We start from the raw sequence: 18,296 nt of genomic DNA, 5'->3' as shown, positions 1-18,296 counted from the left end.
CGCACCACGACCGGGGAGCACCCGCCTGCTCAGCGCACTCCGCGCGGGCGGTACTGCACGCTGATACGCGGGCCCTGGGCGTGCGCGGTCTTGGGAATGGCGTGCTGCCAGGTGCGCTGGCACGATCCGCCCATGACGATCAGGTCGCCGTGGCCGAGCGGCCGGCGTACGGTGTCGCCGCCTCGGCACGGCCGCAGGAGCAGATCACGCGGGGCGCCGAGGGAGAGGATCGCCACCATGGTGTCCTCGCGCGAGCTTCGTCCGGTCAGGTCGCCGTGCCACGCGACGCTGTCACGCCCGTCCCGGTAGTAGCAGAGACCGGCCGTGGTGAAGGGCTCGCCCAACTCGTCGCCGTAGTGGCAGGACAGCGCGTCGCGGGCCTCGTCCAGGACGGTGCCCGGCAGCGCGTCCCCGGCACGGTAGAAGGCGAGAAGGCGGGGCACGTCGACCGTCCGGTCGTACATCTGCCGCCGCTCGGCCCGCCACGGCACCTGCTCCACGAGCTCGGCGAAGAGCTCGTCGGCGCCGCTCAGCCAGCCCGGCAACAGGTCGATCCACGCACCGTCGCCGAGGACCGTCCTGCGCAGCCCGGTGAGACGGTTCAGGTGCGGACGGTCGGCCTGGTCGAACAGCGAACCCTGGAGATGAACGGACATGGAAACGAGTCTACCCAAGCATTAGAACAAACGTTCCTATCGACAGGTGGGCCCCGTCGTCTCGGGGTCTTCGCCGCTCAGTTCGGGCTCCAGGCCCTCGGCCACCTCGGTCCGTCCCAGGCCCGCGTCCGCGCGCCACGCCTTGAAGGACCAGCCGGTCAGAGCCACCACCGCCAGCCCGAGCGCCCAGCCGCCGACCACGTCGCTGAACCAGTGGACGCCGAGCGCGACGCGGGTGAATCCGACGCCCAGCACCGACACGGCGGCGACGGCCCAGCACAGGGGACGGAGGCCCCGGCGCACGAAGGGGAGCAGGACGAGCAGCAGGATCGCGAACGAGGTCGTGGCCGCCATCGCGTGGCCGGAGGGGAAGGAGAAGCCGGGGGCGTGCGCCACCGGGTCGGGGAGGGCAGGCCTCGCCCGCTCGACGACGATCTTCACCAGCAGCCCCGTCAGCCCTCCGGCCACCGCCGTGACGGCCGACCACGCGGCCAGCCGCCAGGCACGGCGGTACACCAGCCACAGGGTGAGCACCGCGACCGCGGCACGCAGGGTCACGGGGTCCCACACCACGTCGGAGAAGAACCGCAGGGTGCCGGTCCAGGCGGGATGGTCGAGGGCGGCACGGTTCAGCCACCGGGCCGCGCCCGCGTCGAGGCGCCGCAGCGGTTGCCAACCGCTCTCCACGAGGACGAGCAGCAGGCCGAAGAGGACGGCGGCGACCGCGGCTACGGCTGCCGAACCGAACAGCCGGATCCCGAATCTGCGGTCGATGTCGCGGCGGCTACCTCGTCGGGCCGGGTCAACGGGTCGGGCGGTCATTCAGGCTCCCGGGTCGGGTTGTACGGGATCGGACACCTTGGCCCGCACCGCTTCCAGCTGCGCGGCGAAGGAGAGTCCGAGGAAGAGGGCGATGGAGGTGAGGTAGGCCCAGAGCAGCAGGGACATGAAGGCTGTGAGCGGCCCGTACACGGTGTCGAACGAACCGCTGATCTGCAGATAGAGGCTGAGGAGCCACGTCAGCGTGGTCCAGAGCACCAGATAGACGGCGGCGCCGAAGGCCAGCCAGGTGTAGCCGGGCTGGCGGCGCCTCGGCGAGCAGCGGAAGATCGCGCTCGCCGAGAGGATCACGAGGACGACGCCCGCGGGCCAGCGCAGCATGTCCCAGGCGGACCGCGCGCCGGCACCGAGGTCGTACACGTCGACCACGGCGGCCACGAGGTCGCCTCCGGCCACCATCGCGACGAAGCCGGCACCGAGCGGGACTCCGGCGGTCAGCGACATCACCAGACCCCGCAGGTACTTCAGGTGGAAGACCCGGTCACGCTCGACCCCGTAGATGCGGTTGGCGCCGCGCTCGATCTGGCACATGGCCGTGGTGGTGTTGGTCAGGGAGAAGACCAGCCCGAACCAGAGGGCGAGCTGGGCACCGTCGTCGGCACTGCGCCGGCTGCGGTCCAGTGCGTCGTCGACCACCGCGGCGCTGGGCCCTGCCGTGATCCGGTGGATGGTCAGTTCGGCGACCCGGCCCAGGTTCTCCGTGTGCAGGGCCGTGGACAGCCCGACGAAGGCGATGACCAGCGGCACCACGGCCAGCACGGTCTGCAGTGCGAGCGCACGGGAGTGGCTGAAGCCGTCGGCGTACCGGAAGCGGACGAAGGAGTCACGCAGCAGGGGCCAGCGGCCGTAGTGCCGGAGAGTGACCAGCGCTTCGTCGCCGGAGAGCTCGCTGCCGACCATGTCGCGGGTCTGCGGGACCTTGGTGGCGGTACCCATCTCAGTCTCCTCGTACGGGCAGGAGCACCGTCAGCGCACCGGGCCTGACCTCGGCGGTGAGACGCCGGCCGGGCGCCACGGTGTCGCCGTCCAGCTCGCGCTGCTGCGGTGCGTCGAACAGGACGTCCGCCCGGCGGAAGGTGAAGTACTCCACGGCAGGGGGCCCGTCCGTACGGCCGGCCCCGCCCTCCGGCCGGCGGCGCACGAGGGTGACGACGGCGCTCAGCCAGCCCGCGGGTCCGCGCGGGTCGAGGATCATGAGGTCGAGCAGGCCGTCGTCCGGCCGGGCCGCCGGGACCAGCGCGGTTCCGCCCTGCACCTTGCCGGTGTTGGCGACCAGTACCATCCGGGCGGTGCGTCGCAGGGGCGGCGCCCCGTCGACGCCGACCGTCAGACGCATCCGGGGCGCCCGCAGCTCCCTCAGGCCCGCCACCACGTACGCGGGCCAGCCGAGGAGGGCTTTGGCGCGGTCTCCGGTGCTCTCCAGCATCGCGGCGTCGAGCCCTGCGCCGGACATCACGGTGAAGTGCGCGGGCGCCATGCCGTCGCCCTCGACGCGCCCGAGGTCGATGCGGTGCGGAGCCCCGCGCAGCGCGCCTGCCAGTGCCTCCGCCGGTCTCACCGGCAGACCGAGGTTGCGGGCGAGCAGGTTGCCCGTGCCGCAGGGGACCACAGCGAGCGGTATGCCCGTGCCGGCGAGCGCCTCCGCGGCCGCGCGAACCGTCCCGTCACCGCCGCACACCACGACGAGCTGCGCGCCCTCCCGCACCGCCCGCGCCGTCTGTCCCTCGCCCGGGTCGTCGGCCGTGGTCGGTACGAACTCCGCCGCGCGGTGGCCGTGGTCCTCGAGGACCCGCCGCAGACCGGCGCGGGCCGCCTCGTCGGTGACGGTGGGGTTGAAGACGACGACGGTGCGGCCGGGCTCTGTACCGGCCGGTTCCTCCCGGGCCTCCGTACCGGCGGGCGCGGCGGCCGGCACATGTGGTCCCGTCAGGAGTGCGCGCCCGACGATCAGCAGGGACAGCCCCCCGTTCAGCAGACCTCCCGCGACGTCCGTCGGATGGTGCATCCCGCGGTACGCCCTGGCGACACCCACCAGCAGGGGCAGGAGCAGCAGCAGGGCCGCCACGACTCTGCGCCACGGCCCCTTGGTCCGGTGCAGGACCAGAACGGCGAGGCCTGCGTAGAGGGCTGTCGCCGCGCCGGTGTGTCCGGAGGTGTAGCTGGAGGTCGGGGGCGAGGCGTCGAGGCGTTCGACATCGGGCCGGTTCCGGTCCACCGCTTCGGTGATGACCAGGAAGACCAGGGACTGGAGGGAGACGGCGACGGCGAGGAAGAGCGCGTCGCGCCACCGGGGCAGCCTCGGGACCAGCAGCAGGATGACGCAGGCGAGGAGGGTGCCGACGACGACCGTGACGGTGTTGCCCGCCTCGGACACGACGCGGGACACCGTGTCGAGAGTGCCCGTGCGGGCCCGCTCCAGCGCGTCGGTGATCTCGTCCTCGGATGCCAGGGGCCAAAACCGGACCGCCGGCCCGGTGATCAGGAGCCCGAGTCCCACCATCAGGGCGGCCTGGCAGGTCGCCGCCGAGACGATGATTCCCACGGCCCGGCCCATGCCCCCGGCGGTCTCCGGTGTGCCGGGCGGGCACTCGGGGGCGGGACGGGACGGCGGGGGCCCTTCGGCAGGAGGCGGCACGGCGGCGACGTGCGTGCCAGGAAGGACTGTACGTCTTTCCGGTATGTCGGTCGGCATGGCTTTCCCGTCGTTTCGATGCCCCTGGAGCTGCGAGTGAGGCCGGGTCTCACCCCCGGCGTTTCGCCGTCTTCCCTCTCCACGGCGCTCCAGACCTGCAGTCCGGCACCGGCCCGCTTTTTCCCCGTGACCGCCCTCCGCTGCCGGTCGGCGGTCCGCCCCGGTCGCAGCGGCCGGGGATCGGCCATAAGCTGCCGGGGCTGACCGGAATGGGCCTGACCAGGGCTTCCCCTCAGCCCGGCAGTGGCACCGCGTGTGCCCACAGGGGCGAGCGTCCGTCGGGAATCCGTATCACTGGGACGCGTGTACGTGGGCAGAAGAGCGGCGACGCCGCGTGGCCCGCGCAGGGCGGCGGCCGATACGGCACACCTCAAGGGAAGGAGCGGCCCGATGACGGAAGCAGGACGCGGTGACGACGTCTACCAGCCGGACGGGTCCGACGCGGACAACCGGCCCACGGACGACCTCGACCCGGAGAACGTGATCGACGAGCCCGACCTCGACGACATGCTGGACACGGGGTACTCCCCTCCGGAGAAGCCTCTCGGCGTGTCGAAGTACGGCACCACCGCCGAGGAGCAGCGGGAGGGTGAGTCGCTCGATCGGCGCCTCGCGCAGGAGGTGCCCGAGGAGGACCCGGTTCTGGAGGACCGGGCCGACGACGAGCCCGAGGACAACGGCCCCGAGGAGGACGACGCCGGGGACGAGCGCGCCGGACGCGTCGCCGCCGCCGACGAGGAACCGGGGGCCGTACGCAACAACAGGGTGCTCGGGCGCGACGTCGGCATCGACGGCGGCGCGGCGTCCGCCGAGGAGGCGGCGGTGCACATCCAGGACGACGAAGGGGTATGAGCAGCCGTCGGGGCGGGTCGACCCAGGCAGGTGACCGGTCTCCCCGCCGTCCCCAGGGGCCGGTGCCCGGGAATGCCGGAACGGTTTCACGCGACGACTCACCTGTGCGCACGGCGGAACGGGGTGCGCCGCCCCCGGTGACGCGCGGTTCAGGGGCACCCGCAAGGGCGGGAACGCGGCCCGGTCAACGGGCGCCCCGCAGGGGCAGGAACGCGGCCCGGTTCTCGGACTCCCAGGCGTCTGACCTCACGTCATGCGCCTACCGGCACCGGCCCTGTTCCCGCCTCGACGGTACGTCGTCACCCCACCGACTGGAGCACGTCGGCCTCGTAGTAGTAGACGCGGCGGCCGTTCGCGCGCCGCCGCCAGCTGTTCACCGAGGCCAGGCGGTAGACGTTGCTGGTGGACAGCCCCCACAGCTTGGAGACCTCCACGACGGTGAGCCACCGCTCGCCGCCCGAGGCGTTCTGCCGGCTCACCCGCCGGTCCAGTTCACGCCAGCGGTGCGCGGGCCAGGTGTGCTCGGGAGCGATGTCGCAGCGCAGCTCACTCGGCAGGAGTTGCTCATGGGGCTGGATCACGGCGACCAGGGAGCCACCGCACTGCGGCTCGACGCACGAGCCGACCCTGAACTTGCGGGTGCGGGTCGGATAGGCGGCCCGTCTCGCCGTGGCTGTCGCCTCGGTGATCTCGGCGACGGCGTCACCGGCTGCCGCGTGTGCGCAGAGCCACCGGGCATGGCCGTGGAGAAAGGCCGCCATCGTGTCCACCGACCGGTCGGGGGCGGCGCAGGCCCGCTCGGCGGCGACCAGGTCGGACCAGGCCAGCAGACATACCCGGAGAGAATCACGGGCATCCACGGCTCGGGAATTGAGCGAAATCCCGCGACCCAGCTGATGAGATACCTTTTCGCCCTTCTGAGGTGAAACCGTCAGCATTTCCTCGCACTGGCGGTAGAGCCGCGGAAGGGCTCTCAGATCCTGCCTGAACTGATCGAAACACTTTCCGCACACGCGCAGCCGGTCCTGGCCGGCCTGCCGCATCCGGGCGACGTCCTCATCGCAATTTCGACATCGCTCGCCCCGCTGCACATCATTCGACACATCGATTCCCGTCGTCACCATTGGAAATTTCCTGTACCGCTTTCCGCCATCACATACCGCAGGTTCGCTCAAGAAGAAGGAGCTAAGACGCGGCCGCACCCGTTGACCGCCCACACCGCACAGTGGCAACCGGACCCCGGAACACAGAAATTAGAATTCGTTGCCCGAAAAGGGAGCCCACCCACCTCCCACCCCCCAAGTCAGCCCATCATCACCGAATAGAGCTTCTCGATACCTGATTATTACACAGGCATGAACAATATCAACGGATACATCGGTGACCTCAATCACCAGCGAATACATCGAATCGGATCGAAGGAACAAAGGTCACGGAGCGGCGTCCGGACGGAGGCGTGAACAGGACGACCATGCCGACATCTCGCCGTCCGTGAAGGCCGTACGCCGACGCGCCGCCGTCAGTGCCGCTGTGCCGTGACCGCGACGGCGGTGACCATGAGCCCCTCCTCCACGAGCCATCGGCCCGCGAACCCTTCGGAGGGGACGGCGGGATCGTCCGCGAGCAGGTGGGCCGAGAAGGTCCCGTCGTGGCCGATCGTGATGTCCGCCTGCTCGAAACCCAGCCAACGGCGGGTGAGCGGGAACCACGCCTTGTAGACGGCTTCCTTCATGCTGAACAGGAGTCGGTCCCAGCAGATCTCGGGAGCGAGCCGCTGCATGTCCGCGATCCGCCGCTGCTCGGCAGGGAGCGCCGCAATGTTCAGCACCCCTTCCGGCAGGGGCAGATGAGGCTCGGCGTCGATGCCTAACGCCAGCACGCCGGGCACTTGGCCGACAGCGGCTCCCCGGTATCCGTCACAGTGCGTCATGCTGCCGACGACACCCTCCGGCCACACGGGGCTGCCGCGCTCACCGGGGAGGATGGCGGACGGTCCGACACCCAGGTCCGCGAGCGCTCTGCGGGCACACCAGCGGACGGCGGCGAACTCTCGCCTCCGGCCTTCCACGGCACAGCTCACCGCCTCCAGCTCCCCGCGCAGGAACGGAGCGTGGGGCGGGTCGCCGTACGTCTCGGCGACGGCCACCGAAGATGGCAACAGCTTTTCGATCATCAGCGCTCCCCCGTGCGGTGCGTCTTGCGACCCACCCGTCCCGAGGCCGCTTCTCGCGCGGGGTTTCCGGAGCGGGAGCGACCTCGTTGCCGACGGCGCGGATTCGGCCGAACCATCAGCGAACACCGGCCCTTTGCGATCACGCCCGGCTCGAGCCACGCTACGTCAGCCACAGGGCACCGGCAAGCGATTCGGAGGAAACCCGGAACGCCCCTGGGCCGCTCATTCCGCACACAACTCCGCACGCCGACTTACCCGACATCGAGGGCGAGTTGGACAGCTCGTCCGGCTCACGGAGGAACACTTCTGGGGTATGCGGCAGTTCGGGGCAGGCGATATCTCCCCTCGTCACGGCGGGATGTACGGCCGTGCATACCGGACCAATATGGACCGTGAACGGCGCAGGAGAGCAGTCATGGCTACTGTTGGACAATTCGACGTGAATGCCTTCCCGCTTCGGAGGCCTCGCCCTCTCGGCACCGGCGGCAAGGGGGACCCGCGACGCGGCAGTCGCGCGAAGAGGGAACACCGGGCGGGGTCCGCCCGGGCGCCGCGGTGAGACGCCCCCCCCGTACCGCGCCGGTCGCGCCGCACGTTCTCCGGACAATCCGCCAGGAAGGTGTCGGCTCCATCCACGTACATCTCCCCGCACAGCACTCGATCACCCGGGACTGCGCCCGAGAACACCGGGAGGGCGGGACATCGATACGGCTCGACGACCCGTCACCCGGGGTCGCAGCCCGTGCGGACCCGCACTGACACCGGCTCAGGTCGGTGCCGGCCAGAATGCATTCACCGTGACGAGCGCGACAGTCGGTGAAGCGTCATGGAATCCACTGTGAAAGCTCGCCCCGCAGGCGGCACTGTGGCACGCTGTTCGGGCCGACGAGTTGGACCGGAAACGAAGACGAGGACGCACATGCAAGGAATTCCGCCCACGCAGCCCTGGGTCCAACGACTGTCGAAGACCGACCCACCGGGCGGCATAAGGCTGTTCTGTTTTCCCTACGCCGGTGGCGGTGCTTCCACATTCCGCGGATGGGCTGATCTACTGCCGGACGAGATCGATGTCCACGCCATTCAGCCGCCGGGCCGTGAGGATCGGTTGTTCGAGGATCCGGTAGACACGCTGGAAGCGACCCTGGACGCCGTCGTCCCGGCGTTGCTGGAATACTCGAAGGAGCCCTTCGCCCTGTTCGGACACAGTCTCGGGGCGATCGTCTGCTGGGAGACGGCTCGGGTCCTGCGCGAGGAGCACGACGTCGAACCGGCCCATATGTTCCTTTCCGGAATCCGCGCGCTGCCGGCCGTTCACGACGGCCGACGAGACCTGCACACGCTTCCCGAAGCGGAACTCATCGAGGAACTAAGGCGAATGAACGGAACACCGGAGGAGATTCTCCGGAGTTCCGAATTCATGCGAATCCTGCTTCCTGCGGTGCGCGCGGACTATGCGATGCTCTCGCGTTACTCCTTTCTTCCGCAGAAGCCTCCGGGCGCACCGGTCACCGTATTCGGCGGCACGAGCGACCCGGCCGTCGGAATGGACCATCTCCAGCAGTGGTCGGAGTTGGTCGAGGGTGATCTCGACGCGGTCGTCCTGCCCGGGGACCACTTCTTCCTGCATGAGTCCAGGAAGCCGCTTCTCGAGGAGATGGCGAATCGTCTCGTCGGGTCCGGTCAGACATCCGGCCGGTAGTCCTCGCACGGGTCAGATCCGATCCTTTCGGCCGTCGTCGATGTGTCTCATGGCGTTCTCGACGGCCTTGAGGGTCGGCTCGTGCACGATCATCTCGAAATGGTCGACGGGCACGTGGTGCTGCTGGTAATCGGCGAGTCCGAGGTCCGGCCAGTCGGTGACCGGGTGCGTGGTGCGCTCGACGTCCGACGGATCGTCCCTGTCGTCCGTCGAGAACAGGCGCACAGCGAAGTCGCCCGGCTCGGGCACGTACCCGGACACCGCGGACCCGACCGAGCCGAAGACCCGCAAGCCGGCCTCGAATTCGGCGAAGTCGGTCTCGATGGGGTCCGTTCCCATCGAGCTCACCGCCCGGAACACCGCTGCCGCGTCCGGCTCCTCGCCCTCGGTGATGGTTATGCCCGCCTCCCCCGCGACGGACACGAGCTTCTCCCGGGCGGCGTCGCTCACGGACAGCGGCGGGCAGTACAGCGAGGTGTTCAGCAGGATGACGGACCGCACGTCCCATCCCCGCAGACGGAGCCCGGCCGCCAGTTCGTAGGCGAGGATGCCTCCCACGCAGTATCCGGCCAGGTGCAGGCTTCGCGGCGCGTCCGCCTTCTCCAGGACGCCGATGAAGTCGTCGACGATCTCCGCCCGGGTGCGGCAGGGTTCGCCCTCCGCGGGGTCGAGGCCCCGGGCCTGGAGGCCGAGCACGGGACGGTCGACCGGGTCGCCGCCGAACCGGTGGAGGCCGATGACCCCACCGCTGGCCGCCGGCACCAGGAGCAGCGGCGCGCCGGTGCCCTGGGGGTTGAGGGTCAGCAGTCGGCCGCCGGATCCCGGGGTGTCGTTCCTGATCCGGGCGCTGAGACCCCCGAACGTCGACGCCTCGAACAGCGTCTGCAGGGGGATCCGGGTGCCGAGGGCGCCCCGCAGCGCGGAGACCAGCTTCGCAGCCAGCAGGGAGGACCCGCCCGAGCCGAAGAAGTCCGCGTCCAGGGACGCGGGCGGCCGGCCCAGCACCCGCGACCACTGGGCGGCGACGACGGCCTCGGTGGCGTCTCGTTCTACGAAGTGCGACTGCACGGCTCTTCCTCCCCCTGAGCCTCTCCGGCCGCGGGAGCCGAGAGGATTTCCTCCACCAGAGGTGTGACCGCCGGTGTCCCGAACAGCTCCTGCACGTTCAGCTCAGTCCGGTGCACCGAGTGCGCGTCGGTCTCCGCCCATTCGGAGTCCCTGCTGAGGACGACGCGGCCCAGTTTCGGAAGGGTGGTGCGCTCGGCCGCGGCGGACAGTGTGAAGCCGAGCCAGGCCCGCTGACCCTCCGTCAGTTCGTCTGCGATCTCGTCGTCCAGGTCGGGTGCGGCCCGCGTGACCAGGGAGCGGAGGAAGGAACTGGCCAGCCGCAGGGCGTCGGACGCCGGGAGACCGGTGATGTCCGGCACTTCCGACGGCTCCAGTGTGTCGTCCATGCCCAGGGCGAGGTCCAGCAGCAGTTCCCGGGGCGTTCCGGGGTCGGGGACCACCGGGTCGAAGACGACGAGCGGCGTCCCCGGCGCGGGCAGTTCGCCGACGAGCATGCTCGCGAGTTCGGCGGCGGTGCAGTAGGCGAACACGGCCCGCGGGGGCCCGGCCGTCGCGATCTCGGCTGCCCAGTGGCGCGCCTGTGCCGCCAGGTCGGGTACCTTCTCGGCGAGTCCGGGGTACCGCAGCGGATCGATCCTGACGCGGTGCGCGTGCAGCTCCGGCGGGAGGACGGGGTCGAAGCTGCGCTGCGGTATCTCGTTGCCGAACTCGATGACGACGATCGGGCCGGCGTGGGTGGTCGTGTTGCCTGACATGCGTTCAGTCTCCCTTCCTGGAGGCCGCGTCGACCTCGGCGGCGAGGTCCTCGAGGACCGGGTGGTCGAACACGGCCCGCAGCCCGACCTTCACGCCGAACCGGTCACGTACCTTGCCGATCATTCGTGCCGCGAGCAGCGAATGCCCGCCGACGTCGAAGAAGTTGTCGCGGGCGCTCGGCACGATGCCGGTCAGATCGGTCCAGATCTCCGCGATGCCCTCCTCGACGGAGCCGGGCCGGAAGGCCTCGTCGGACTGCGGGGCCGGCTCGGCGCGCACGTCCCGCAGGGCGTTGCGGTCGATCTTGCCGTTCGGGGTCAGCGGCATGGCGTCCAACCGCTGGACGCGGGAGGGGACCATGTACCGGGGCAGCCTTGCCGCCAGTTCCTCCTGCAGCGCCTCCGCGGGGGCCTCACCGGTGTAGAAGGCGACCAGTGAGCCGCCCGAGCCGTCGTCGCAGAGCACGACGGCCGACTGACTGACGTCCGCCACCAGCAGCATGGCGTGCTCGATCTCGGCCGGTTCGACCCGGTTGCCGCGAACGCTGAGCTGGGTGTCGCGTCGTTCCACAAACTCGAGGTCGCCGGAGTCGGTCCAGCGGCAGACGTCTCCGGAGGCGTACCACCGGCCGGACGTCCCGCCGGTGTTCTCGTCGTGGCTTTCGGGGCCGCCGTCGGCCGCGGGGGCCGTACGTGCGAACTTCTCCGCGGTGAGGGTGGGGTCGTTGCGGTATCCGGACGCCAGGACCGCTCCCGAGATGAGGAGTTCACCGGTCGCGCCGGGCCCGTCCACGTCGAGGCCCCGTGGATCGACCAGCCGGACGCGCGCGCCGGTGATGGGTTTCCCGATGACCGGAGGCCGGCCTGGGTCGCCGGTTCCGCGCAGGTCGCGGCTGGCGGTCGTGACGACGGTGGCCTCGGTCGGGCCGTAGTGGTTGTGGACCGCGGCTGGGAACGACCCGCCGGGCCGTACCCGCAGCCGGTCGCCTCCGGTGAGCAGGACCCGCAGGGACTGCGGAGGCGTGTCCGAACCGATCAGCTCCTCGGCCAGCGGGGTGCTCAGGAAGCACTGCTCGATCGCGTTCTCCTGGAGGAAGTCCGCGATGGCCGCGACGTCGCCGCCCAGCGGCTCGGCCGGGAGGACGAGGGTCGCGCCGTTGGCGAGCGCCGCCCAGGTCTCCCAGACCGAGGCGTCGAACCCCAGGCCGGCGAAGGCGGCCACGCGCGTGCCGGACCCGGTCCCGTACGTCTCACGGTGCCAGTCCAGCAGGTTCGACAGGCTGGCGTGCGCGACCTCCACGCCCTTCGGCGTCCCGGTGGAACCTGACGTGTAGATGCAGTAGGCGAGTGTCGGCCGAACCCGCTTCGGTTCCGCGGGGCCGGGGAGAGCACCCGGCGACACGGGCACCGTTCGTGGTATCCGGTGCCGCAGGTCGGGCTGTGCCAGTGCGGCGAGCGGCCGTGCGTCGTCGAGGACCGACTCGATGCGCCCGTCCGGCAGGGCGGGGTCGAGCGGGAGGTAGGCGGCCCCGGCGCGCCAGGCCGCCAGCTGGGCGACCACGCCGGGTACGCCCCGCTCGAAGAGGACGGCGAACAGGCAGTCCGGCTCGAACCCCTCCGTCTCCTGGAGACGCGCCGCCACGGTGCCGGCCTCGTCCCACAGACGGCGGTAGGTCAGCACGTCCTTGCCGCACTCGACCGCCGTCGAGTCCGGGTTCTCTTCGGCGAAGCGCCGCAGCAGGCGCACGACCGTCCGTTCCTCTGGAATGTCCTGCATGTGGAGGTGGGATCCCTTCGGGTGGTGGCTGTTCAAGGGCGCGGAGAGGCGGGCAGCTCGCCGGAGACCAGCAGCTCCTCGTAGACGCGGGCCAGGCGGTGCTCGGTGCCGGAGACGACACGGTCCGCCTGGAAGGAGATGTCCACGCGCAGCCCGCCGCCCGTCGTCGGCCAGACCTCGCAGACGATCTCGTGCATGGCTGTCGGCGGCTCCATCGGCAGGCGCTCCACCTCACACCCGGTGAGCGCCAGCTCGACGGGCGCGGAGCTCTGCATGGCGAACATGGTCTGGTAGAGCGGGTTGCGGCCGGTCCGGGGCGGCCGGACCGCCCGGACCACCTCGGCGAAGGCAACGTCCTGGCGGGCGAAGGCCTCGTCGACCACGGGACGTGCCACCTTCGCCAGGTCTGCGAGCGCCGGCGCGCCCTCCCTTCCGGCAAGGCGCAGGCACACGACGTCCACCAGGCAGGACACGGCTGCCATCGAGTCGGGTCCGGAACGGCGCACCAGGGGTACGCCGATGCCGAAGTCGTCCTGCCCGGTCACCTCGGCGAGTGCGGCCGCGTACCCGGCCACGAGAGGCAGGAACAGGGTCGATCCCAGCTGTGCGGCCTCGGCGCGGAGGCGGTCGGTGACCTCCGCGTCCAGGGTGAACCCCAGGTTCGTGACCGGCCCCTCCTCCTCCGGCCCGGCTGCGGGCACGCTGAGCTCCGGCAGGCCCTCGAGATGGTCCGTCCAGTACGCCAGTTGAGCGGCGGCCTCTTCGGGAGCCCCGAACCGCGCGGCCTCGTCGGCGACTTGGCGCAGGGTCGGCGCGGGGCGCTCGAAGCGCGGTCCGGCTCCGCGGCTGCGGGCATCGTAGGCGTGCGTCAGCTCTGCGACGAGGAGATCCTGCGACCACCCGTCGAAGGCGATGTGGTGGACGGTGACGCCCAGCAGCGCCTTGGCGTCGTCCACCGGAACGTGCACGCACCGCCAGACCTGCCCGTCCTCGACGGACAGGGGCCGGTTCAGCGCCTCTTCCAGCCGCGCGGCCACCGGTCCGTCGTCGGCGGTGAGGGTCTCGACGCGGACGGGGTGTACGGCGTCAGGTGCGACGGCCACCGGCTCGGGGTCGAGGCGGTACGCGGTCCTGAGGGCCTCGTGGCGCTGCTGGAGGTCGTTGAGGGCTTGCTCCAGGACGGCGGTGTCCAGCGGACCGGTGACCTCCCACAGCAGGTGGCAGAGGGCCGCGGAATCGCTCGGGTCCAGCTCGTGCAGCAGGCCGAAGTGGGCCTGGATGCCGTCGAGTCGTACCCGGTCGTCGCGACCCGTCGTACGGGCCGGTTCGGGGGCGGAGCCGGTCTCCAGGAGGTGTACCAGGCCATTGGCCGTCGAGTTGCGCAGGAAGCCGGAGACGGGCACGGGGACGCCCGTACGGTCGGAGAGCCGCGCGCAGAGGCGGATGGCGTCGAGGGACGTGCCTCCCAGCATCGCGAACGGCACGTCGGGCGCCGCCTCTGTTCCCAGGAGTGTGCGGAGTTCCTCCCGGACGACCGCCGTCCACCGGCCTTCGGGCGGTGCGGTCGCGCCGGGCGCGGACGTCTCGGCCCATGCGTCGTCGCGTGCCGTGCGGGACATCGACAGCAGTCGCGCGGTGTCCGTCTTCCCGGTGGCCGACAACGGGATCGCGTCGACCCGCCGTAGGTCGTCGGGGACGCTGTGGGGTGGCAGCCCTGCCACGAGGTGGTCGCGTACGGCCGCCGGAGCGGCGGTCCCCCCGGCGGCTCCCGGCTCCGCGACGTAGAAGAGCACCATGGCGGTGTAGGAGCCGTCCTGGCCCGCCACCGGCACCGCGACCGCCTGCTTGACCTGGGGCAGGGAGAGGCAGACGTTCTCGATCTCCAGCGGCTCGATCCGGCGTCCTCGGATCTTCACCTGCCGGTCGGCCCGGCCGATGTAGTGGAGCAGTCCGTCGGGGTCGGCGAACCCCAGGTCCCCGGTGCGGTAGATGCGAACGGTCTCTCCGTCGACGGCGGTGTCGGCGAAGCGTTCGGCGGTGTCCTCGGGCATGCCCAGGTACTCGAGGGCGAGTCCGTCCCCGCCGATGCAGATCTCTCCGGTCTCCCCCGGCGGACACGTGCGGCCGTCCCGCAGCACGTGGACGGTCGTGTGCGGCACGGGCCTCCCGACGGGGATGCCGTGCGGGCGTTCCGTGTCATGCCGCGCCACGTCGTGCGTGGTGGTGAAGACGCACGACTCGACGGGTCCGTAGCCGTTGGTGAGCCGAACCGTCGGGTGAGCGTCCAGGAAGCGGCGGACGTGGTGGGGCGACAGCCTCTCCCCACCTGTCAGCACGTGCCTCAGCCCGAGGAAGCAGGAGGGGTCCTCGTCCACGAACGCGTTGAAGAGGGATGTGGTCAGCCATGCCGTGTCCACGCTCCGGTCGCGTACGAGCGCGGCGAGCCCGGAGGGAAGCAGGTACTCGTCCTCCACGAGCGCGACCGTGCCGCCGCAGGCCAGCGGCCCCCACAGCTCGAGGCTGGCGACGTCCCACGGCAAAGCTACCGACGCGAGCATGACATGCCCGGGACCGAAGTCGGCGAAGCCTCCGGGCTGGAAGAGCCGGGCGGTGGCACGGTGCGGGGTGACCACGCCCTTGGGGACGCCGGTGCTGCCCGAGGTGAAGAAGACGGTGGCCGCGCTTCCGCCGTCGCAGGTGGCGACGGGGGCCCGGCGCCGGCGTCGGGCCGCTTCGCCGACGGGGTTGTCCGCCGCGGACCAGACGGGCACATCGAGGTGGCGGGGCTCCTCCACCACCGCGAGCGGAGGTTCGAGCCGCCGGAGGATGGAGGTCAGCCGTTCCTCGGGCCAGCTCGGGTCGAGGGCGGCGTAGGCGGCCCCGCACTTGAGGACGGCGAGCACGACGGCCACGTACTGGGGTGAGCGGCGCATCAGTACGGGCACCCGGTGCCCCTCGGCTACGCCCAGGGCGCGCAGCTCCGCGGCGTAGTCGTCGCTGGCCGCGTCCAGTTCCTCGTACGTGAGACGGGTGCGGCCCTGTACGACGGCGAGGGCTCCGGGGTGCGCGCGGGCCCGGCGGACGACGGCCTCGTGGATGAGCCGGCCGTGGACGTAGGAGCCGGTTGCGGCGTCACGCGTCATTGCGGGTTCCCCCTCTGACCTTGAGGTGTTCCAGAACGGTGAGGCCGTAGTGCGAGCGGGTCACGGGTGCGGCGGCCTCCTCGACGACGTCCCAGCGGGCGCCGAGCCTTCGCAGGACGACCTCGGTCTCCAGCCGTGCCAGTCCGGCTCCCAGGCAGTAGTGCGCGCCGAATCCGAACGTGAGGTGCCGTCTGATCTCCCGGCCGGGCCGGAGGTGGTCGGGGTCGCCGAACACGGCCGGGCTGCGGTTGGCGGCACCGAGCATGATCAGCACGAGGTCGCCGGCCTCGATGCGGTGCCCCGCGACGTCGACCGGGGCGGTCGCGAAGCGTGCGAGCTGCTGGACGGAGGTGTCGAAGCGCAGCAGTTCCTCCACGGCGGCTGTCGGCCCCGCCTCCAGGACCTCCGCCCAGGCCCCCGCGTGCAGAGCGGCCCGTACGGCCTTGCCTATGAAGGTGGAGGTCGTCTCGAAGCCGGCGTAGATGAGCAGACTCGCGGTGGCCCACACGTCCTGGAGCTCGATCTCGCCTCTCCCGTGCGCCTCCGCCAGCAGCCACAGACCCGACCCCTCGGGCACCTCGCCCCGAAGCGCGTCGTCGACGGCCGCGGTCACCTCGTGCAGTGCCTGGTACCCGCGGGTGACCACCTCGGGGAGGTAGTCCGCGACGAGCAGCGCCGCGATGTCGGGCGCCCACACCGCGAGGCGGGGTGCCACGTCATCGGGCAGCCCGAGGATGTGGCAGATGACCCGGCTCGACAGAGGGACCGCGAGGTCCTCCATGACGTCGAGCACGTCACGCTCGGGCGCGAGGAGTTCGTCCACGAGCTTCTCCACGACGGGGCGTGCCGCTGCCAGGCGCTCTGCCGAGAAGAGCGGGGCGACGATCTTCCGGGCGTCGGCGTGCGCGGGGTCGTCGTTGAACATGAACCACCTGCGCACCAGTTCGGAGGTACGGCTCCCGTCGCCGCTCCCGTCCTCCGCGGAGGTGTGCAGTTTGCTCCTGCCCTGCTCGGGCCAGGCCGCCGAGAGGGACGGGTGGCGCAGGAGTTCGGTCACCTCGCGGAATCCGGTGACGAGCCATACTCCGAGGTCCTCGTCCCAGCGGACGGACTCGTCGTCCCGCAGGTGGAGGTAGTCCGTGCAGGGGTCCGCCTGCGCTCGGCCGGACACGTGGTAGGGGCAACGGCCCGTGCGGGGGGCGGCGTCCTGCGCCGTCCGCTGTGGGTCACTCATCGGCGGTACCTCCGTCCTCCCCGCACGGCGGGGGGCTGACCTTCCGCAGCGGCACCAGGTCGACGGCGCCCACGGTGCCCGGCGCGCCGTCGGCGAGGCTCATCAACGCGGTCTCGACGGAGGCGAGGTAGCGGCCGGTCGCCTCGCCGCCGAGGTAGTCCTCGCTCGCGGTCAGCGACAGGTGCAGACCTGAACCCAGTGCGACTCTGAGGTTGAAGCGCGGCCCGCCCTGCCAGGCATCGGCGAACCACTCGACACCCTCGTGTGCCGGTGACCCCTCGTCCGGGGGCACGGCGATCTCCCCGAGGTAGTTGAAGTAGCAGTCGAACTGCAGGGGGTCGGGGTTGACGCTGCCGGCCTCCACGAGCCGGGTGCGGAGTTCGTCGACGCTGTACGAGCCGTGGAGCAGGCGCTCCAGGCTGCCCATGTAGAGCGTGCGCAGGAACGCCTCGGGGGCGGTGTCCCGTTCGGCGGACACAGTGACCGGGGCGAGCTGGTTCATACTGCTGACCAGAGTCTGCCAGCGCTTGTCCACGCGGTTGCCGGCGAGCAGCCCGAACGTGGCCCGGTCGCGGCCGTTCAGGTCGAAGAGTGCGAGTGAGGCCGCACCGAGGATCACGGACTGGACGGACACGGAGAGGCGCTCGGAGACCGCGCGAGCGGCGTTCTGCGCACGCTCGGAGTACAGCACGGCCCGGTACCGCCGGCTCGTGTCGCCGCCCCGCCGGTCCTCGTCGACGAATCCCCGCCACTCGTCGAGCCAGAAGTCGATGGTCCTGCGGCGTTGCTGTTCGTCCCGGTGCTGTTCCAGGGCGAGATCGACGGGCTGTGGCGGGTCGGGGGCGAGGGTGCCCCCGGACACGAGGGTGTGGAACTCACCCTCGAGCAGGGTGCAGGCTGCGCTGTCGGCGGCCAGGTGGTGCACGACGCACACCAGGTGGGTGGCGACACCTCGGTGGACTCCGACGGCCGCGCGCCACGAGTGATCCACGTCGAAGTGGATCTCCTGCTGTGCCCACTCCTCGGCGACGGTCATGGCCGCTTCCCGGGTGGGGTCGGTCAGCTCGGTCGTGTCGAGTTCCAGGCCCAGGAAGGGCTGGACCGTCTGGGTGGGCTCAGCGGCCCGGCGGTCGTAGACGGTCCGCAGCGCCTCGTGCCGCTCGACCAGCCTCGCCCACGCCTCGGTCACCTGGTCCACGCCCGTACCGAGGGGGACGTCGAGGACGAGAGGGAGATTGCCGTCGCTCTGCTCGTCGGGCCCCGACAGGTCGAGGTCCCTCAGCACCGACAGCTGGCCGAAGGTCAGCGGCGCGGTCTTCACCTGACTCAACTCGTTTCCTCCATAGGCTTGTTGGTGTCCCCGGATGCGGGACGGCATCATGCGCGCCCGTCCCGTCCGGGCCGCCC

14 protein-coding genes are annotated in these 18,296 nt (G+C 71.1%); 2 read left to right on the top strand and 12 right to left on the bottom strand.

Annotated features, from left to right (window positions below; all coding sequences use genetic code 11):
* Positions 1 to 29 precede the first annotated feature (29 nt).
* The 4 genes from ABZ441_RS09190 to ABZ441_RS09175 are packed head-to-tail and all read right to left on the bottom strand — an operon-like array spanning position 30 to position 4,050.
* Positions 30 to 656, bottom strand: a complete 627-nt coding sequence (locus tag ABZ441_RS09190; protein WP_358970027.1) for an alpha-ketoglutarate-dependent dioxygenase AlkB — start codon at positions 654 to 656, stop codon at positions 30 to 32.
* Between the two features lie 36 nt (positions 657 to 692).
* Positions 693 to 1,478, bottom strand: a complete 786-nt coding sequence (locus tag ABZ441_RS09185; RefSeq protein WP_358970025.1) for a phosphatase PAP2 family protein — start codon at positions 1,476 to 1,478, stop codon at positions 693 to 695.
* Complete coding sequence (locus ABZ441_RS09180) at positions 1,479 to 2,432, bottom strand: YihY/virulence factor BrkB family protein (RefSeq protein ID WP_358970023.1); 954 nt, start codon at positions 2,430 to 2,432, stop codon at positions 1,479 to 1,481.
* A 1-nt stretch (position 2,433) separates the two neighbouring features.
* Positions 2,434 to 4,050, bottom strand: a complete 1,617-nt coding sequence (locus tag ABZ441_RS09175) for a diacylglycerol kinase family protein (protein ID WP_358970022.1) — start codon at positions 4,048 to 4,050, stop codon at positions 2,434 to 2,436.
* A gap of 528 nt (positions 4,051 to 4,578) precedes the next feature.
* Between ABZ441_RS09175 and ABZ441_RS09170 the strand changes: the two genes are divergently transcribed.
* Positions 4,579 to 5,040: a DUF5709 domain-containing protein gene (locus ABZ441_RS09170; protein WP_358970020.1), complete on the top strand. Its 462-nt coding sequence runs from the start codon at positions 4,579 to 4,581 to the stop codon at positions 5,038 to 5,040.
* Positions 5,041 to 5,339: 299 nt separating this feature from the next.
* Here the strand turns inward: ABZ441_RS09170 and ABZ441_RS09165 are convergent, their stop codons facing one another.
* Together ABZ441_RS09165 and ABZ441_RS09160 are read right to left on the bottom strand one after the other, a co-directional pair.
* Positions 5,340 to 5,900: a hypothetical protein gene (locus ABZ441_RS09165; RefSeq protein ID WP_358970018.1), complete on the bottom strand. Its 561-nt coding sequence runs from the start codon at positions 5,898 to 5,900 to the stop codon at positions 5,340 to 5,342.
* Between the two features lie 659 nt (positions 5,901 to 6,559).
* Positions 6,560 to 7,213, bottom strand: a complete 654-nt coding sequence (locus ABZ441_RS09160; RefSeq protein WP_358970016.1) for a 4'-phosphopantetheinyl transferase superfamily protein — start codon at positions 7,211 to 7,213, stop codon at positions 6,560 to 6,562.
* Between the two features lie 919 nt (positions 7,214 to 8,132).
* On the opposite strand from ABZ441_RS09160, the gene ABZ441_RS09155 reads away from it, so the two are divergent.
* Complete coding sequence (locus tag ABZ441_RS09155; RefSeq protein ID WP_358970014.1) at positions 8,133 to 8,912, top strand: alpha/beta fold hydrolase; 780 nt, start codon at positions 8,133 to 8,135, stop codon at positions 8,910 to 8,912.
* A gap of 12 nt (positions 8,913 to 8,924) precedes the next feature.
* Here ABZ441_RS09155 and ABZ441_RS09150 read toward each other — a convergent pair whose 3' ends face one another.
* The 6 genes from ABZ441_RS09150 to ABZ441_RS09125 are packed head-to-tail and all read right to left on the bottom strand — an operon-like array spanning position 8,925 to position 18,210.
* Positions 8,925 to 9,980, bottom strand: a complete 1,056-nt coding sequence (locus ABZ441_RS09150) for a phosphopantetheine-binding protein (RefSeq protein ID WP_358970012.1) — start codon at positions 9,978 to 9,980, stop codon at positions 8,925 to 8,927.
* A complete protein-coding gene (locus ABZ441_RS09145; protein WP_358970010.1) occupies positions 9,962 to 10,735 on the bottom strand; it encodes a hypothetical protein in 774 nt (257 codons plus the stop codon). The genes ABZ441_RS09150 and ABZ441_RS09145 overlap by 19 nt, the downstream gene beginning before the upstream one ends.
* 4 nt (positions 10,736 to 10,739) lie before the next feature.
* Entirely contained in the window at positions 10,740 to 12,512 is a 1,773-nt protein-coding gene (locus ABZ441_RS09140) for a non-ribosomal peptide synthetase (RefSeq protein WP_358970008.1), read from the bottom strand.
* A 32-nt stretch (positions 12,513 to 12,544) separates the two neighbouring features.
* Complete coding sequence (locus ABZ441_RS09135; RefSeq protein WP_358970006.1) at positions 12,545 to 15,655, bottom strand: amino acid adenylation domain-containing protein; 3,111 nt, start codon at positions 15,653 to 15,655, stop codon at positions 12,545 to 12,547.
* On the bottom strand, positions 15,645 to 16,889 hold the full coding sequence (locus ABZ441_RS09130; protein ID WP_358970004.1) for a cytochrome P450: 1,245 nt from the start codon (positions 16,887 to 16,889) through the stop codon (positions 15,645 to 15,647). Before ABZ441_RS09130 ends, ABZ441_RS09135 begins: the two co-directional genes overlap by 11 nt.
* On the bottom strand, positions 16,882 to 18,210 hold the full coding sequence (locus tag ABZ441_RS09125) for a condensation domain-containing protein (protein WP_358970205.1): 1,329 nt from the start codon (positions 18,208 to 18,210) through the stop codon (positions 16,882 to 16,884). The genes ABZ441_RS09130 and ABZ441_RS09125 overlap by 8 nt, the downstream gene beginning before the upstream one ends.
* Positions 18,211 to 18,296 lie beyond the last annotated feature (86 nt).

The organism is Streptomyces sp. NPDC005752 (assembly GCF_040630715.1).
GTDB lineage: Bacteria > Actinomycetota > Actinomycetes > Streptomycetales > Streptomycetaceae > Streptomyces.
This window is presented reverse-complemented; position numbering and strand designations above follow the sequence as displayed.

What these genes read in the sequence shown, in the direction of transcription:
- ABZ441_RS09145 (WP_358970010.1), bottom strand. Translation starts at nt 10,735, where the DNA reads ATGTCAGGCAACACGACCACCCACGCCGGCCCGATCGTCGTCATCGAG.
- ABZ441_RS09185 (WP_358970025.1), bottom strand. Translation starts at nt 1,478, where the DNA reads ATGACCGCCCGACCCGTTGACCCGGCCCGACGAGGTAGCCGCCGCGAC.
- ABZ441_RS09170 (WP_358970020.1), top strand. Translation starts at nt 4,579, where the DNA reads ATGACGGAAGCAGGACGCGGTGACGACGTCTACCAGCCGGACGGGTCC.
- ABZ441_RS09180 (WP_358970023.1), bottom strand. Translation starts at nt 2,432, where the DNA reads ATGGGTACCGCCACCAAGGTCCCGCAGACCCGCGACATGGTCGGCAGC.
- ABZ441_RS09190 (WP_358970027.1), bottom strand. Translation starts at nt 656, where the DNA reads ATGTCCGTTCATCTCCAGGGTTCGCTGTTCGACCAGGCCGACCGTCCG.
- ABZ441_RS09155 (WP_358970014.1), top strand. Translation starts at nt 8,133, where the DNA reads ATGCAAGGAATTCCGCCCACGCAGCCCTGGGTCCAACGACTGTCGAAG.
- ABZ441_RS09130 (WP_358970004.1), bottom strand. Translation starts at nt 16,889, where the DNA reads ATGAGTGACCCACAGCGGACGGCGCAGGACGCCGCCCCCCGCACGGGC.
- ABZ441_RS09175 (WP_358970022.1), bottom strand. Translation starts at nt 4,050, where the DNA reads ATGGGCCGGGCCGTGGGAATCATCGTCTCGGCGGCGACCTGCCAGGCC.
- ABZ441_RS09140 (WP_358970008.1), bottom strand. Translation starts at nt 12,512, where the DNA reads ATGCAGGACATTCCAGAGGAACGGACGGTCGTGCGCCTGCTGCGGCGC.
- ABZ441_RS09135 (WP_358970006.1), bottom strand. Translation starts at nt 15,655, where the DNA reads ATGACGCGTGACGCCGCAACCGGCTCCTACGTCCACGGCCGGCTCATC.
- ABZ441_RS09160 (WP_358970016.1), bottom strand. Translation starts at nt 7,213, where the DNA reads ATGATCGAAAAGCTGTTGCCATCTTCGGTGGCCGTCGCCGAGACGTAC.